The organism is Stakelama sediminis (assembly GCF_014199335.1).
GTDB lineage: Bacteria > Pseudomonadota > Alphaproteobacteria > Sphingomonadales > Sphingomonadaceae > Sphingomonas > Sphingomonas sediminis.
The window spans coordinates 1-17,471 of the sequence record NZ_JACIJI010000002.1 but is presented as its reverse complement, the minus strand read 5'-3'; the positions used below and the strand labels follow the sequence as shown (position 1 = coordinate 17,471).

General features: G+C 59.8%; 7 protein-coding genes. 5 read left to right on the top strand and 2 right to left on the bottom strand.

The features are described from left to right. Nucleotides 1–10: 10 nt before the first annotated feature. Complete coding sequence (locus FHR23_RS06790) at nt 11–2,344, bottom strand: S9 family peptidase (protein WP_246359761.1); 2,334 nt, start codon at nt 2,342–2,344, stop codon at nt 11–13. Between the two features lie 118 nt (nt 2,345–2,462). On the opposite strand from FHR23_RS06790, the gene FHR23_RS06785 reads away from it, so the two are divergent. Together FHR23_RS06785 and FHR23_RS06780 are read left to right on the top strand one after the other, a co-directional pair. Beyond that, nucleotides 2,463–5,195 carry a DUF5695 domain-containing protein gene (locus tag FHR23_RS06785; protein ID WP_184002257.1) on the top strand — a complete coding sequence of 911 codons (2,733 nt, stop codon included), beginning with the start codon at nt 2,463–2,465 and terminating at the stop codon, nt 5,193–5,195. Then, on the top strand, nt 5,192–7,528 hold the full coding sequence (locus tag FHR23_RS06780) for a Tat pathway signal protein (RefSeq protein ID WP_184002255.1): 2,337 nt from the start codon (nt 5,192–5,194) through the stop codon (nt 7,526–7,528). The genes FHR23_RS06785 and FHR23_RS06780 overlap by 4 nt, the downstream gene beginning before the upstream one ends. On the opposite strand, the gene FHR23_RS06775 is transcribed toward FHR23_RS06780, so the two are convergent. Further along, nucleotides 7,519–9,915, bottom strand: coding sequence for a glycoside hydrolase family 127 protein (locus FHR23_RS06775; RefSeq protein WP_246359760.1), 2,397 nt, complete (start codon nt 9,913–9,915; stop codon nt 7,519–7,521). The two genes, FHR23_RS06780 and FHR23_RS06775, sit on opposite strands and share 10 nt — an antisense overlap. Nucleotides 9,916–10,203: 288 nt before the next feature. On the opposite strand from FHR23_RS06775, the gene FHR23_RS06770 reads away from it, so the two are divergent. The 3 genes from FHR23_RS06770 (at nt 10,204) to FHR23_RS06760 (ending at nt 16,804) form a co-directional block, all read left to right on the top strand. Further along, nucleotides 10,204–13,203: a TonB-dependent receptor domain-containing protein gene (locus FHR23_RS06770; RefSeq protein WP_184002253.1), complete on the top strand. Its 3,000-nt coding sequence runs from the start codon at nt 10,204–10,206 to the stop codon at nt 13,201–13,203. 91 nt (nt 13,204–13,294) lie between these two features. Then, the gene (locus FHR23_RS06765; protein WP_184002251.1) at nt 13,295–14,911 is read left to right on the top strand and encodes a DUF5597 domain-containing protein; all 1,617 of its coding nucleotides are present in this window, start codon (nt 13,295–13,297) and stop codon (nt 14,909–14,911) included. Nucleotides 14,912–15,022: 111 nt separating this feature from the next. Continuing rightward, the gene (locus FHR23_RS06760; RefSeq protein WP_221227441.1) at nt 15,023–16,804 is read left to right on the top strand and encodes a DUF885 domain-containing protein; all 1,782 of its coding nucleotides are present in this window, start codon (nt 15,023–15,025) and stop codon (nt 16,802–16,804) included. Nucleotides 16,805–17,471 lie beyond the last annotated feature (667 nt).

Here is a 17,471-nt window from a genome sequence, read left to right as displayed (position 1 = left end):
GCGCCCGGGGCTACTCGCCCGGCAATGTCCCGTCCGCCGGTACATCGTCCGGCAGCGCATTCCAGTCCGGCGTCGCCTCTCCCTTCAGATAGCGGACGAAAAAGGCGAATTGTCGCCGCTCGGCATAATAGACCGGCCCGGTCGAACGTCCGGTCGTATGTTCTCCGCCGGGCACTTCCAGCAGGTCGAAATCCTTGTGCGCCTTGATCAGCGCATTGACGAGCTGCAGCGACGAGGAGGGATCGACATTGCTGTCCTGTTCCCCGAAAATCATCAGCAGCCGCCCCTTGAGCCGCGACGCATTGACCACGTCGGAGGCACGCAGATAGCTGTCATCGACCGGCCAGCCGAGCCATTGTTCGTTCCAGCTTATCTTGTCCATGCGATTGTCGTAGCACCCGGCATAGGCGACCCCGACCTTGTAGAAATCGGGATGGAACAACAGGCCCGATACCGTGCTCTGCCCGCCCGCCGAGCCGCCATAAATGCCGACGCCATGGCTGATATCATACCATGGGAATTTCGCAGCCGCCGCCTTGTGCCAGAGGATACGATCGGGAAAACCCGAATCCTCCAGATTTTTCCACGCCACGTCCTGAAATGCCTTGGATCGGTTGGCGGTCCCCATGCCGTCGATCTGGACGACGATGAAGCCCATGTCCGCCAGTTCCTGCATGCCGATGACCTTGTCGCCGCCGGAATGATAGCCGAAGGGCCAGAAGGTCTTGGGCACGAAACTGTCATGCGGCCCGGCATAGATATTCTCGATCACCGGATACTTCTTGTGCGGATCGAAATGCTGCGGCTTGACGATCAGGCCCCAGATATTCGTCTTGCCGTCGCGTCCCTTTGCCACAAACGGTTGCGGGAATTTGTAGCCTGCTGCGGTCAGGCGGGAGATATCCCCCTTTGCGATGGTACGGACCAGCGAACCGTCGGCGCGGTGCAATTCGGCGATATTGGGCAGGTCCACCCGCGAATAGGTATCGACATAATATTTGCCGTCGGAGGAGAAGCTGACGTCATGATCGGCCCGGACGGGGGTTAACGGGGTCAGTCCGGTTCCGTCGAAATTGATCCGATAATAATGTACGAAATAAGGGTCTTCGCCCTTGTTCATACCACCGGCTGCGAACCAGATCTGACGCTTGTCGTCATCGACGCGAATGACCTGCCGCACCGGCCAGTCGCCCTTCGTAATCTTGTTTTCGACCTTCCCGGTCACGCCGTTGTAAAGGTAGAGATGGGCCCAGCCGTCGCGTTCCGACAGCCAGATCAGTTCCTTGCCGTCATTATGGACGTCATGCCAATAGCCGCGATCCTGCCAGATAAAGGTCTTTGCCGATTCCGAAACGACTGCCCGTGCGTTGCCGGTATCGGCATTCACCGCGATGATCCGCGCCTGCTGATGTCCACGCCGTGTATATTCGAATGCCAGGGTCGCACTGTCCGCGCGCCAGTGCATATCGGTGAGCTGATAGGGATTGGGAAACAGCGCGTTGGAAATATCAATCTGACTCGATGTGCCGTCAGGGGCGACATGGAACAGTACCGGCTGGTCAAGATCGATGGCATCGCCGGGCTTGGGATAAAGCTGTTTGCGAATTTCGGGCTGTAGCCGATCCTTGGGAGACGACAGCACCCGCGTCACATAGCGCGCAAAACCCGGCCTCACCCGGTCGATGACGATCTTGCGCGAATCCGGTGCCCAGTGAAGGGTTTCGGGATCGTAGAAATCACCCTGTGTCCCGTCCCGGCTGAGGATTTTTACGGGGCCGCCGCCGACCGGACGGATGACAAGGTTAAAGCCCTGTACCAGCGCTTCCCATTTTCCATCGGGCGATACATGCGGCGTGTTGTTGGCGGGTACGCGCAGGTCGCGCACAACCCCGAAACCGCGCGGCCGGTCTTTTTCCTCCACCGCCGCGCACCCGCCGCCGGTCAGCGAACAGCGCCAGGGATCGTAATGGATGTCGAACAGGATCGCCTTGCCGTCGTCGCTATACGTAAAATCGCTGAACGGCAGGCGTAATGCCGTATAATGCTTATCAGTCGCTTTGCTCAGTTCGACCGCGACCACCGCCTGGTCGAACGCTGCTTCACTCTTACCCGTATCGGCATTCTCCCGGACAAAAGCGAAGCCGCCTGCCACCGTTTTGCGAAAGGTGAAGTCATGGGTATCCGCAAGCCAGCTTGCCGGAAAAGCAACGTCGCGGGTCAGATATTCCCATCGATCGCGCAGCGTCAGCGCATCATGATATTGTTTCGCATCGGGTGCCGCAGCGATCGCCGACGGTGCCTGCACCATCGTAAAAGTAAGCGCGCCGCCAAGCGCAACGGACATGATTGAACGCCGGGACATTCGTTGTCATTCCCCCTTGAAAATCAACATTGATTATACGGTATACAAAACAAGAGTCGTTTGTATAGTGTGCCCAAACAGGCATCGGGGGAAGACGGGCATGTATTCTGGTTGGCGTTCGGTTCGAAAAGTCGGCTTTGCGGTTGCAGCGTCCGCCCTGCTGCCCGGCGCTGCCTCTCCCCGCAATGAGTCGACGATACATATCGTCACGCCCGGCTTCACGGTGCAGCTCGACCCGCAGACCCAGACATTGGTGTCGCTGGTGCCCAAATCGGCGAAGAATTTCGATTTCGCGCCGTTCGATCAGGAGTCGAAGCGACGCGGTAACGGCTATTATCATCTCGGCGATATCGATCTGCGCCTGCGCATCGCGACGGGTACGTGGCGCGATTATTCAAGCGCCTTTCGCAAAGGCACGGTCACCCGCCTGCCGACCGGCGGCAATGTGCTGGCGGCGGCGGATCTTGCCCCCTCCTTCCCCAGCGACATGCCGCTGACTGTACAGCGCCGCTGGATGCTGTCAGACGGGACGCTGGCCCTGCAATTCCGCCTTACAAACCGCACGCGACAGCCGGTCGAAGTGGGCGGGCTGGGCCTGCCGATGATCTTCAACAATATCCTGACCGGCCATACGCTGGAGCAGGCGCATGAACAGCTAAGCTTCGCCGATCCTTATATCGGGCGCGATGCGGGCTATCTTCAGGTTACACGGCTCAACGGCAAGGGACCGGCGCTGCTGGTCCTACCCGAACGCCATACCCCGTTCGAAGCCTATAAGCCGATCCTTGACAAGACCGGGCCCAACGGTGCGCCGACCCTGTTGAACGATCCGACAAAGCGCGGCACGACGTTCGAAGGCTTTTACGACTGGATGGTCGCTTCGCGCGGGTTCGCCGACAAGGAATGGAAGGGTGTACGCGAATGGAACCGTCCCACCGCCTTCACCCTTGCGCCGGGGCAAAGCCGGAATATCGGCGTGCGCTTCGTATTGTCGCCGACGATCCGCGCCATCGAAGCGACGTTGAGCAGGCATAAACGCCCGGTTGCGGTAGGCATTCCCGGCTATGTCGTGCCGACCGACCTGCCCGCCGACCTGTTCCTGAAAGCGCCGAACCGCGTTGTGGGCATGAACGTCGACCCGGCCGGCGCGCTTTCGGTCACGCCTGCGCTCCCGCGCAAGGGATGGGCCCATTTCAAAGTGGCGGGAAAGCAATGGGGCCGTGCCCGCCTGACCGTGCGCTATGCCGATGGCGAAGCGCAGACGATCTCTTATTTCGTCACCAGACCCGAACGGCAGGCAGTTGCCGATCTTGGCCATTTCCTGTTCACCCGGCAATGGTTCGACCGGGCGAGCGACCCGTTCCACCGCGCGCCGTCGATCATCAGCTACGACCATGATGCCGGGCATCAGGTGTTGCAGGATCAGCGCGTCTGGATCGCGGGGCTGAGCGACGAAGGCGGCGCCGGATCATGGCTCGCCGCGATCATGAAACAGCTTGATGATCCCGACCCGGCAGAGATCGCCAAGTTCGAGCAGTTCGTCACGCAGACGCTCGACGGGCGGCTTCAGGTCAATACGGGCGCAGAACGCTATGGCGTGCGCAAAAGCCTGTTCTATTACGATCCGAAGGCGCTTCCCGGCTTTCGTTACGATCCGTCGATCGACTGGCACACATGGTCCGCCTGGGACAGGAAACAGGCTTATTCGGTCGGGCGGTCGTTCAACTACGTCCATGTCGCGGCGGCCTATTGGGTGCTGTACCGGCTGGCGCGCTATCACCAGGGGCTGGTCCATGCCCATGACTGGCGCTGGTATCTGAACCATGCCGCAGAAACCGCTGTCGCCATGCAACGTCTGGCACCCGAATATGCGAAGTTCGGCCAGATGGAGGGCAATGTTTTCGTCAACATCCTCCGCGACCTGAAACGCGAAGGAATGACGGCCGAAGCAGGGCGCGTCGACCGGGTCATGCGCGCACGCGCCGATCGCTGGGCGCACGAGCCCTATCCGTTCGGCAGTGAAATGCCCTGGGATTCCACCGGCCAGCCGGAAGTTTATGCGTGGATGCACTATTATGGCGATACCGCCAAGGCCGATCAGACGCGTGAAGTCATCCTGGGCTACGACCCGACGATCCCAAGCTGGGGCTATAACGGCAGTGCGCGGCGATACTGGGACTTCAACTATGCCGGAAAGACCCGGCGGATCGAGCGACAGCTTCATCATTACGGGTCGTCGAATAACGCCCTGCCGCTGTTCGACGCTTATCGCCGCAACCCGTCCGATTTCCACCTGTTGCGCGTCGCCTATGGCGGACTGATGGGACCGCTGACCAATATCGCGCAGGACGGGTTCGGTTCGGCCGCATTCCACTCCTTTCCCGACATGATGCGCTTCGATGGCTATAGCGGCGACTATGGCACCAATTTCTTTGGCGTCAGTTTCGGCATGGCAAGTTATCTGGTCGATCACCCGACCTTCGGATGGGTCGGTTTCGGCGGCATCGTGTCACATCAGGGCGATACCGTCACCATGGTACCGCGCGACAGCGCCCGGTCGCGAATCTTCATCGCGCCCGCCGGATTGTGGCTGACGCTACGGGCCGGCACTTTCGAAAAGGTGGAATATGACACCCGAACCGGCGTTGTGCGCCTGCACCTTGTGCCCCGCGACCGTCATACCGCCGATGCGATCCTGACCGCGACGACGACTACCCGTGACGGCAAGCCCTACCACCCGGCATCCGCCCTGACGCAGGAGGCAGGTGGTTGGAAAATCCCGCTTTCCGACCAAGGCTCGGTTGTCGAACTACGCCCCGGAGAAGCGCAATGAACCGCCGCGATTTCCTGAAATCTTCGGCCCTCGGTGCGAGCATCGCCGCAAGCGGCATTGTCACGATGCCGGGCGCCGATGCCATGCCGAGGCTGTCGCCGCTGCCCGGCAATGCGTTGAACGGCCATGCGCGCGTCGCCGGGTTCAGCGCGCACGGCCGGAACTGGACCGTGTGGGACGACCTGCGTTCCGGCGACGGCATGATGACGCTGGTGGCCGACGGCAAGGCACTCTCCCTGTCGAAACGCACCGAGCCGACCTATGCCACCGCCAAGCCACCCTATCTGGGGCTGAAGCTGCGGGATATCGCGCAGGCGGGGGCGGACCTGCTCGCCGAAAAACTGCTGGCGCACGGTGACGATCCGGATGAGGAGGAGGTGCGCCTTGCCGCCCCTCCCTGCGCCTCCGATTTCGATCCGCGCGAAATCGGCTCGCGCCTTCCCTGGACCACGCTGATCGGTACCGTACAGGCAGGCGACACCATGCCGATCTTCCCGAATGGCCGGGACCGGTGTTTCCGCCCTGCGCATGTATTTCCGGAACTGCGCGGCGACGAAATCGCGAAGAAGCGTAATGAAGGGCTGCTAGGCGGCTGGCTGCCCGCGATTCACAAGGTCATCCCCATGGAGGACGGACGCTGGTACGACCTGCTGGTCTTCGCCGATGTCGAGGCTACCGATCCGCTGATCGTCCAGACCTGGCACCGCACGATCGAGGTGAAGGACGGCAAGCCGCTGAAAACCTCTTACGGGCACAGCTATAGCCCCTACCCGCCGCGCCGGACGCTGCCCGATGCACAGCAGTTCTATACCGCACTGCTTGCCTTTGTTTCTGCATGGCAGACGGCGCTGGGCGACATGGCGCCTGTGACGCTGCCCGGACAGGACTGGGCGGATATGGCCCGCCATGCCTTTGCCAAGGAACTTATCGTCCGGCCCGGCGGCACCTATCCCAAATATGGCGCGGTCGACCGGGACTATTTCGGCCCGGAATATGACGGGTTTCAGGACATTTTCACCAGCTCGCTCTACGCCAATCTGGAATGGGGCCGCTTTGCGCAGGCCCGCGCGGTACTCGACAATTATTTCAGCGAGTTCGTGTTCGACAACGGCATGGTCAATATGCGCGGACCCGAAACCGGACAATACGGCCTGACGCTCAGCCTGCTCGCGCGCTATCTGCGCTATACCGGCGATGCCGCGATCTTACGCAAATATCGCGACAGGATCGCCGCGACGGTGGCGGTGCTGACGGACCTGCACGATGAAAGCCTGAATCTGCCGAAAAGCGATCGCGGCTATGGCCTGATTCATGGCTGGAGCGAGTCCGACGCCTGCCTTCACCCCGACCCGACGATGTGGTGGAAACCCTATTACGGCAACAGCGCCTTTGCGGTCCGGGGATGGCGTGACATTGCCGCGGTGTGGACGCAGATCGATCCGATGGGTGCGTCAGCGGCGAAAGACTGGCAAGCCCGTGCAATACGCCTGCAGGCGCGCCTGATCGAGAGCATGAACGCCAATATCCGCCGCGACCTGACACCGCCTTATATCGGCCCGTTGCCGGGGACGAGCGATACCTTTCGTGAAGCATTGGCAGGACATCGCGAGACCGAACAGGGCTGGGCGCATCGTGTGTATTGCGAATTGCTGCAGGCCGATGTGCTGCCCGACGATCTTGCCAATCTGACGGTCGATTGCCTGCGCCAGCATGGCGGGACGGTGCTGGGCGTGGTCGCCAATTTCAGCCCCGCCAACGATACCCATCGCGACCTGCTGGGCTTCATCACCTATGGCTATGCGCAGCAATTGCTGCGGCTCGACCGGATCGAGGAATATCTGCTGTTCCTCTATGCGCACCGCCATCATGCCCACAATCCGGGTAGCTGGGTTGCCGCAGAGGTGGCCGGGATCGGTGGTGACCTGCCGTTATTTTGCATCCCCGCCCAGCTTACCATTCCGCTGCTGGTACGCTGGATGCTGGTGTTCGAAGATTCCGACGCCGACCGCCTGCATCTCGGCCGGGCGATCCCGCGGGACTGGCTGGGTTCAGGCAAACCCATCGCGATCGAGGGGGCACCGACGCGCTGGGGTCGGGTGGACTTCACGCTTCAGGCAAACCCGGCGCGCAAAAGCGTACATGCCGAAGTGCACCTGTCCAAGGGCAATGTTCCGGCCGAAACCCATGTTCGGCTGCGTCTGCCGAAAGAACACCGCCTGCGCAGCGCAACTGTAAACGGCGACAAGGCACGACTGACCGGAAAGGACCGTGACACCGTGCTGCTGCGGGGTGCCGACGGTCCCGTCTTCCGGATTGCCGCGACCTATACCTGACGATCGTCCGGCTTCTTCGGCGTGAAGATACGCACGCCGAAGACCGGCCCCGCCGTCTTGTCGGGTTCGGGCACGAATTTGACCTGCACCGACTGCTTGCCCCTGGTCAGTTTCTCCGGAATCGGATAATCGACATCGAAGAATTCGCCGGGTTTGTCGGCTTCCAGCGTCTGGGTCGCGATCGGCGTACCGTCGATCAGGATATGGAATTTACGCTTGCGCTCGCCGCCCCAATAGGTCGCTTCCAACACCAGCGGACCGGGTCGCACCTTCATCGTGAACTCGAAATAGCCGCCGCTGCGCGCATCGCGTCCGTTCCGCCCGCGATACACGACCGGATAGGAAATATCGGCCTGTAGCTTATGGTCGCGTTCGGCCTGCATCTCGCCCAGATGCATGACATCGACCGAGCGGGCGGCAAGGTCGCGTAACCGCTCCTGCTCCGCACGATAGGCGATTTGCGCCTTTGCCCAGCCCGCATCGGTGAAGCGACGGAAATAGACCGCGCTGCGTCGCTCATAATGGCCGTAAAAGGGCGTAAACGTCATGTCCGCCGGGCGCCCGATGCCCTGCGTCCGATAACTGACCTCTGCGGTCGAAACGGACTGAAACGCGCCGGTCAGATCGCTGCCGACCAGAGCCGGAGCGTCCCCTTCCCAATCCTTGTCCGCGGGGCCGAGATCGGCCGCCAGCACCATCGGCCCGCGCAATGCGGCAATCACCTCGTCATTGCCCTGTGTCGGCTCCAGCCGCAGATCGAGCGGAATATCCATCGTCACGACATCACCCGTCCGCCAGCTGCGACGGATGACCGCATAGCCCTTGTTACGCAACATCGATGCAGGCTTGCCGTTCACCAGCACCTTCGTTTGCGGTGCCCAGGCAGGAATGCGCAATGCTATCGCAAAGGGTTTACGACTGCCGATCCTGCTGGCGGTCAGGCTCACCGCACCGTCATAGGGATAGCGGGTGTCGAGTGTGAAATCGGCGTCCTGTGCACGCCAGTGCGCGGTTGCGGGAATAAACAGGTTCACGAAGAAGGTATCGCCCCCCTTCCCTTCCCAGAAGATTGAATCGCCATGTTTGGAATGGCTTTCCATGCCGGTACAGACGCAGCACCAGAAATCATTGAACGGCGACGACCAGTCTCGCTTCGTTCCCGACATCATCGGCGTCATATAGGTGAACATGCTCGTCGCCGGATTCTGCTGGGCGAGGATGTGGTTGAGGTGCGTGCGCTCATAATAGTCGAACACCGCGCCATCGGGCTGCCAGGCAAAGATATGGCGGCTGAGCTTCAGCATATTGTAGCTTGAACAGCCCTCACAGGTCTGTTCGGTGATGTGCTGCGCGATCGCATCGGGTTCGAAGAAATATTCGCGGTCGCCGTTACCGCCGATCACGAAACTGTGATGGTGGACCACCGTGTCCCAGAAGAAGCGCGGTGCGATGCCCGCGCGCGCATCGCCGGTTGCCTCATGATAGCGGGCGACCCCGATGACCTTCGGGATCTGCGTGTTCGAATGCAGATTGGGCAGGATATCCTTGCGCGCGGTCAGCGGGTCGAGCACTGCCTTGTGATAGAACCGTTCCGACAGCCGCTTCCAGCGCGGGTCGCCGGTACGCGCATACATGTCGGCGAAGCTTTCGTTGATCCCGCCGAACTCGCACGCCAGCACCTCCTGCATCTGCGCGGGCGTCAGGCCACCGGTCACATGGTCGATATAGGCCCCGAATTTGACCGCAATCTCCAGCGCCTGCTTGCGCCCGACATGCTTATGCACGTCGAGGAGACCGGCAAAGACCTTGTGCAGGTTATAAAATGGCGACCACGCACCGTTGAGGTCGAAACCCGTGGAGCGGATCTCGCCCGCCATGATCTCGGGAAAGATCTCCTTCCCGTCGACAATCGTCCCGTCCTTACGCTTGCGCATAAAGCCTGCAACATAACCGTCGCCCTGCGCCTGCTGCACTTCGTCCATCTGAGCCAGGATATAGTCGATGCGGGTCACTGCTTCCGTATCGCCGGTTTGCGCATGGAGAAGCGCCAGCGCGCTAAGATAATGGCCCAGCGCCTCCCCCGCGATCGTTTCGCTTTCCCAGCCGCCATATAATGCGCCCTTGGGTTTCAGCCCGGCGAAGCGCCGATAATTATGGAGCAGGCGATCCGGTTCCAGCCGCATCAGATAGGTGCGATTGGCGTTTACCGCATCCAGATAGGCCGACGGCCGCAACCGTACAGTATCCATCGGCAGCGCCGCAGCGGCGCCGGGCAGAATCCGGGCTTCAGCCGCTTTCGCCGCCATTTCGGGAAAACCGGCACTGACCGCAAGCATTCCCGCTCCAGCCAGCAATCGCCGTCGGTCAAGCCGCATCGCCAAACTCATTTCCGCATCTCCATCCTAGTAACGGACATATCATTATACGGTATACGTATCACAGGCAAATGGCTTGCTTACCGCCTCTGATACAGCCGATTCGCTGTGTCCATCCTGCCACAAAAAACAGTCACAGGCTTCCTTTTGTCTGATTTTTGTCCATGACCGAACTCGTAACCCGCTGGAAACATTTATGTAAAAAATATCATCTGAATATCGTATAAAATATTTGATAATCTGTTCGAAGCATGTTTTTCTTACCACGTCACCAAACAGCAGGATCAAGGGGGACATCAGATGAAGGGGATTCTCCACAGTCGCGGAAGGTTGCTTGCGAGCGCCGGACTAGCGCTGGTTACCACCGCACTATCGGCCGCTCCGGCCTTTGCCCAACAAACCGATTCGTCCGCGACGCCCGTCGTGGGGACAGCCACCGCCAGTGACACCACTACAGACACAGCGGCGCAGGACATTGTCGTTACCGGATCGCTGATCCGGCGTCCCAATCTGGAAAGCAGCAGCCCGATCACGGCTGTCGACAGCAAAGAATTCAAATATCAGGGATCGACCGCGGTCGAAGATACCCTCAATCAGTTACCGCAATTCACGCCGGATGCGAACAGCAACGTATCGAACGGTTCCGACGGCACCGCCAACATCAATCTGCGCGATCTGGGATCGAACCGCGTTCTTATTCTCCTGAACGGCAAGCGCCTGCTGCCGACACAGGCGGTCGACCTGAACTTCGTCCCGACCTTTCTCGTCGACCGTGTGGATGTTCTGACCGGCGGCGCTTCGGCAGTGTACGGTGCCGATGCCGTTTCGGGCGTGGTCAACTTCGTTCTGAAAGACGACCTGAACGGCGTCCGGGTCAACAGCACCTACAGCTTCTTTCAGCACAACAATAGCGACACGTCCTTACGCAACCTCATTTCGAGCAGCGGATACGATAATGCTCCGAAAAGTGTGGCAGACGGCGGCACCTATGAAATCGGCGCAGCGATCGGCACCAATTTTGCCGACGATCGCGGCAACGTAACGTTCTTCATGGGCAATCGACATTCCAATCCCATCCTGGAATCGTCACGCGACGTGTCCGCCTGCGCACTGAACCCAGGCGATGCCGCCAACAGCACACTGTCCTGCGGCGGGTCGAGCAACAACCAATATGGTCTGTTCACGCTGCTGACCGGCCCGAACAAGGGCATGACTCTCAACAATATGAAGGACGGCAGCAAGACCTGGGTGCCGTATGACAGTTCCTTCGCCTATAACTATGCGCCGACCAACTATTTCCAGCGGTCGGATAACCGCTACACGGCAGGCGCGTTCGCGCATTACGATCTGTCCGACATGTTCACGCTGTACGGCAGCTTCATGTTCATGGACGATCACACCTGGTCGCAGGTGGCGCCTTCGGCGATATGGCAGGGCACGACCTTCACCATCAACTGCGACAATCCGCTGATGAGCGCGCAGCAGGCGAATCTTCTGTGCGGAAGTTCTGCCGGCACATCGCAGACCGAAAACGTGTTTATCGGCTATCGTCCGACTTCGCCGGGCAGCGCGCCGCGCCGTGACGATCTGCGCCATACCGACTATCGCTTCACCGTCGGCCTTAAGGGCGAGATCGCGCCGGGCTTCACCTATGATTTCAGCGCGCTTCGGTCCGCTGTGATCTTCGATGAAAGCTACAAGAACGACATCGACCAGAATAATGCCGCCAATGGCCTTCAGGTCGTCAATGTCGACGGCACGCCGACTTGTGAAGCAGTGATCAGCGGCACCGACCCGAACTGCGTACCCGTCGACGTATTCGGATACGGCACCATTTCCGATGCCGGGTATAGCTATCTCTATGTCCCGAGCTACACGCACGGCGTGAACCGTGAACTGGTACTCAACAGCACGGTGAACGGCGACCTGACCAGCTATGGCGTCGTCAGCCCCTGGGCGACGCAGGGTCTGGCTTTTGCGGTCGGTGCGGAACATCGTGACGAGTATCTGGACTTTCAGGCCGATACCGTTGCCCAGTCAAAGGGCACCAGCGACGCGCACGGCACGATCAACGTGACCGAGGTCTTCACCGAACTCGACCTGCCCATCATTCAGGATATGCCCTTCGCCTATCGGCTGGGCATCGACGGTGGTTTCCGCTATTCGCGCTATACCAACAAAGGAGTGGGCGATCAGCAGTCGGAGTATAAAACTTCGACCTACAAGGCGGAAATCGCCTATGCGCCGGTCCGCGACATTCGTTTCCGCGCCAGTTACAACCGGGCGGTACGTTCACCCAACATCAGCGAACTGTTCGGCACGCAAGGGCTCGGCAATGTCAGCGCCGACGACCCCTGTGCAGGAAGCGACCCTGTAGCAAGCCTGTCGGCCTGCGAAGCGAGCGGCGTTACGGCGGCGCAATATGGCAGCATCCCGCAATGTCCCGCCGATGTCTGCGTCAGCCAATATGGCGGCAACCCGGACGTTAAGCCTGAAAAGGCCGACACCTATACGATCGGTGCGGTATTCACGCCCAGCTTTGCGCCGTCATTGTCGCTGTCGGTCGACTATTACAGCATCAAGGTGAAGGACTATATCAGCTCGATCGATGCGGCCCTGACGATCAGCCAGTGCATTCAGTCGGGCAACCCCTTCTTCTGCGACCTCTTCCATCGCGATCCGAATTCGGGCGTTCTGTTCGGTACCGACGGTTATGTCGTCGGAACGACGCAGAATACCGGCTATCTCAAAACCGACGGGATCGATTTCAACGGCAATTACACCTTCGATCTCTCTGGTCTGGGGATGAGCAATGCGGGCAAGCTGAATTTCAGCCTGGTCGGCACCTATCTGGCCCATCAGATTACGGAACCGCTGCCGGGCCTCGGCACCTATGACTGCGCGGGCCTGTATGGTCCCACCTGTGGGCAGCCCAGCCCGCACTGGCGACACAGCCTGCGCACGACTTGGGAAATGCCGTGGTCGCATGCAACGCTTTCGCTCAACTGGCGGTATAAGGGCCCGGTCGACCTGACCAACAATCAGAGCAACCCGTTCCTTTCCGGCACCACCTTCGTCTACGGCGCAAGGATCAAGGCATATAGCTACTTCGATCTGGCCGGGACCGTGAACGTGATGAAACACTTCACGCTGCGTGCAGGCATCAACAATATCTTCGATAAGGATCCGCCCGCCCTGTATACGGCGGTGCTGTCATCCTTCGGCAACGGCAACACCTTCCCGGGCGTGTATGATCCGCTGGGTCGCAAGATCTTCGTCAGCCTGACCGCCGATTTCTAAGAGGCGCATCGGTATCCTGCCGATATACTGGGGGCCGCCAATTGTGCGGCCCCTTCTTTTTTCCAGCGCCCGAAATGCATGGAGGCTTGCCATGAAAAGACCATCAATTGCAGCGCTGGCCTGCGGCCTGTTCCTGAGCGCGCATCCATCCGCGATACTATCGGCGCACCCCGCCACCGCCCCGGCCAGTGCCGCCACGATGCCGCGCTTCGTCCGGCAGGATAATGGCCGCTTTTCGCTGATGGTCGACGGCAAGCCTTATTTCATCCTTGCAGCACAGCTCCACAATTCGAGCGCCTGGCCGAAACGGCTCGACGATGCCTGGCAGGCGGTCGAAGCGCTGCACGCAAATACCGTCGAAGCGCCGATCTACTGGGAACAGTTCGAACCCCGGCCGGGAAAGTTCGACACCACCAATATCGACGCCCTGATCGCCAAGGCACGCGCCACCGACAAGCGACTCGTCCTGCTCTGGTTCGGCACATGGAAGAACGGGCAGATGCAATATGCGCCCGAATGGATCAAAACCGATCCCGCGACCTATCGCCGCCAACGCAATGCGCATGGCAAGCCGATGGACGACCTTTCGACCTTCGCCCCCGCCAATCTTCGTGCCGACAGCACCGCCTTTGCCGCCCTGATGGCGCATCTCAGGAAAGTCGACGGCACCCGCCATACGGTCATTCTGGTTCAGGTGGAAAACGAGCCCGGCACTTTCGGTACCGTGCGCGACCATGATCCGGCGGCCGACGCTGCGTTCGACGGACAGGTGCCGGATGCCGTACTTCGGCGCGTCAAACACGCTCCCGGCACCTGGCGAGAAGTATTCGGACCGAATGCCGAGGAAATGTTCAACGCCTGGGCCACCGCACGCTATATCAATGCCGTCGCCGAGGCCGGAAAGCGCGTCTATCCGCTGCCGATGTATGTGAATTGCTGGCTGCGCTACAAGGACAAGAAATATCCCGGCATGGATTATCCCAGCGGCGGTGCGACCTATAATGTCTTTGACGTCTGGCGGTCGGTCAGCCCGGCAATCGATTTCGTCGGCACCGACCTCTACACCACCGACGAAGCCGAATTCCGCAAGGTCGTGGGACAATATGACCGGCCCGACAATCCGGCATGGATATCGGAAACCGGGTTCGACCCCAAAACCGCGAAATTACTCTATTATATTCTGGCACATGGCGGCATCGGCTTTTCGATCTTCGGCATCGACAATCCGCCTTCGAAAACCCAAACCGAAACGATCGCCGCCCATGCCCGCAATTACAAGTTGCTAGGTTCCATCGACACCCGGATCGCCGAAGCCCTGGCGCAGAAGCGATTGCAGGCGGCGGTGGAAACCCCCGGCCAGCCGCGCCAGACGCTCGATTTCGGCGACTGGAAAGTAACGCTGGAGTTCGGACCACCCGCCTGGGGCACTACGCCGGCCATCATTCCAAACTCCCCCGACATGGACGGCCGTGCCTTCGTGATCCGAACCGATGCACAGCATTTTCTGGTCAGCGGAACCGATGTCCGCGTCTCTTTTCAACGAACCGCAAAGGACAGGAAACACGGCCAGCTATTGCGCGTCGAAGAAGGCGGCTATCACGACGGGGCATGGCAGGCCGATCGCTGGCTGAACGGCGATGAAGTCGATTACGGAATCAATTTCCACAAGGAATCCCGGCTCATCCGTGTCAAAGTCGGTGCCTATTGAACGACGGCAGAGCCAAACCGCGCACCGGGTTGATGTCGTCGGTTATACGATATACGGATGGGGTCGCAAGAAATGGGGCAAGTCTTGAAACGCACAATCGTCGCAACAACCATGGGAGCCGTCATTATGGCCATGACACTCGCCGGGGCATCGCCTGCTCTGGCGCAAGACCAACCAAGCTGCGCATGTGCCAAGACCAGAACAGATAGCCCGGAAGATGTCCGGTTCAAAAAGCTCTACACGTCCGAATGGGAGTGGCGACAGCATCAGTTCGCCGATGACGAAGACAGCAACAAGGCGCATATCAGCCCCGATCTGCCCGATGTGTCCGAAGCGGCGCAGAAGCAGCGGCTGGCGCGCTGGGAAAGCGTCGATCAGCAACTCGATGCCATGGATCGCGCGAAACTGTCGCCTGCCAATCAGGTCAATTACGATGTCTACAAGGCGCAGATTGCGGTTCTGATCAATCAGCAGAAGTTCAAGGATTATCAGCGTCCGGTAAATTCCGACACCAGCTTCTGGGGCAATCTCGCCGGCACTGCCCGCGGGACGTTCAGCAGCGAGGAGGATTATCGCAACTATATCCACCAGTTGAACGAGTTTCCGCGTTATTTCGGTCAGCAGATCGCCAATATGCGCGCCGGACTTGCCCGGGGTTTCACGCCGCCCAGGATCACGCTGAAGGGCCGTGACGATACCGTGACGTCGGTGATCGACATCGCCAAGCCGCAGGACAGCATCTTCTACAAACCTTTCACAAAGATGCCCGACACCATCCCTGCCGCAACGCAGGCGGAGTTACGTGCGGCTGCCGTGAAAGCGATCGAAGATTCCGTGATCCCGGCGCACAGGACGTTGCTGACCTTTTTGCGCACCGACTATATCCCGCATGCGCAACCCTCGATCCACGCCTATGACCTTCCCGACGGCAAGGCCTATTACCAGGCGAAGATCAAGGAGTTCACCACGCTTGATCTGACGCCCGAACAGATTCACAAGATCGGGCTGGAACAGGTCGCAAAGATCCACGCGGAAATGCTTCAGACGATGAAGGATTCGGGGTTCAAGGGCACGTTCCCCGAATTTCTGAAATTCCTGCGTACCGATCCGCAATTCTATGCCAAGACTCCTCAGGATCTCCTCAAGGACGCAGCCTGGATCGCCAAGGAATTTGACGGTGTCGCAGGCAAATGGTTCGGCCATCTACCGCGCAGGCGCTTCGCGATCATCCCCGTTCCCGCCGATATCGCGCCTTATTACACCAGCGGGCGCGGCGGACCGGGGGTCTATCTGGTCAACACCTATGACCTGCCTTCACGCCCGCTCTACGCCCTTCCTGCTCTGACCCTGCATGAAAGCGCGCCGGGCCATGCGTTCCAGATGCCGCTGGCGGCAGAAAACAAGAGCCTGCCGGAATTCCGTCAGGACACCTATATCTCCGCCTATGGCGAAGGCTGGGCGCTCTATTGCGAGAAGCTGGGCGACGAAATGGGTATCTATAAAACGCCCTATCAGCGGTTCGGGATGCTGAGCTATCAGATGTGGCGTGCCGCACGTCTGGTCGTCGATACCGGCATCCATTCAATGGGCTGGACCCGCAAACAGGCGCAGCAATATCTGCACGACAACACCGCGCTTGCCGATCATGAGATCGAGACCGAGGTGGACCGCTACATCTCCTGGCCGGGACAGGCGCTGTCCTATTATCTCGGCGAGATGGCGATCCTGAAGGATCGGGACAAAGCGGAAAAAGCCTTGGGTCCGAAATTCAACATCCGCGCCTTTCACGACACGGTACTGCAAATGGGCTCGGTCCCGCTTCCCGTCCTCAATGCCCGCATCGACAAGTTCATCGCCGATGGCGGCGTCGGCCCCTACCCCGACGAAGAGTAAGGCAATCATCATGACCGTTGGCAGTCGCTGCCGCCAAAAGAGCGGCGACTGTCGGCTGTTCGCTGCAGCAGGCAAAAGGCTATTTTGAATCCCAGACTGCTGACGCAACACGAAATTAATTTTGAAGCATCCCTGTGGGGCATACAGCCAACAGATCGACGCCCCCTGTCCGGCATCATCTGTCACGATGAAGTCGGGAGTTTTGCGTTCTCATCGACCTGCGCCATGAAACTCCCCGGCGCAGGACACAAAAACGCATTAAATCATTGGAGAAATGCTTTTCAGCATTTTGCAGTATGAACCGCCTTGGGTTTGCCGGAGGCCGTTGGAAGTGAGTGACGCTGCCATATCGATGTTGTCCACGGCAGCATAATATTATTCTTCGGCTTCGGCGGGCAGCATGTTGCCGATGGGTTCCAGCAGCCGGCGGTGGTTGAGCCAGTCGCCCCACTCGAGCGTCGCGTATTCGACGGCCTCGAAGCCGCGCCACCGTGCAGCAGACGATAGTCAATCGTACACCAGTCCTGACACGCCAACCCGGTACTGTTGCTGGGTATCGTGGCTATGCTGAACAGAGGTGGCCGGGTTGGTCTGAACAGGGATCGGCGCTCGATAAGTGGATCGTCTGCGGGTGGTTTCGTGGAATTGCCGATATGGGGCGTCATGC

Excerpts from the sequence above, each read along its gene's own strand:
- FHR23_RS06780 (WP_184002255.1), top strand. The coding sequence starts at position 5,192 with ATGAACCGCCGCGATTTCCTGAAATCTTCGGCCCTCGGTGCGAGCATC.
- FHR23_RS06790 (WP_246359761.1), bottom strand. The coding sequence starts at position 2,344 with ATGTCCGTTGCGCTTGGCGGCGCGCTTACTTTTACGATGGTGCAGGCA.
- FHR23_RS06785 (WP_184002257.1), top strand. The coding sequence starts at position 2,463 with ATGTATTCTGGTTGGCGTTCGGTTCGAAAAGTCGGCTTTGCGGTTGCA.
- FHR23_RS06765 (WP_184002251.1), top strand. The coding sequence starts at position 13,295 with ATGAAAAGACCATCAATTGCAGCGCTGGCCTGCGGCCTGTTCCTGAGC.
- FHR23_RS06770 (WP_184002253.1), top strand. The coding sequence starts at position 10,204 with ATGAAGGGGATTCTCCACAGTCGCGGAAGGTTGCTTGCGAGCGCCGGA.
- FHR23_RS06775 (WP_246359760.1), bottom strand. The coding sequence starts at position 9,915 with ATGAGTTTGGCGATGCGGCTTGACCGACGGCGATTGCTGGCTGGAGCG.
- FHR23_RS06760 (WP_221227441.1), top strand. The coding sequence starts at position 15,023 with ATGGGAGCCGTCATTATGGCCATGACACTCGCCGGGGCATCGCCTGCT.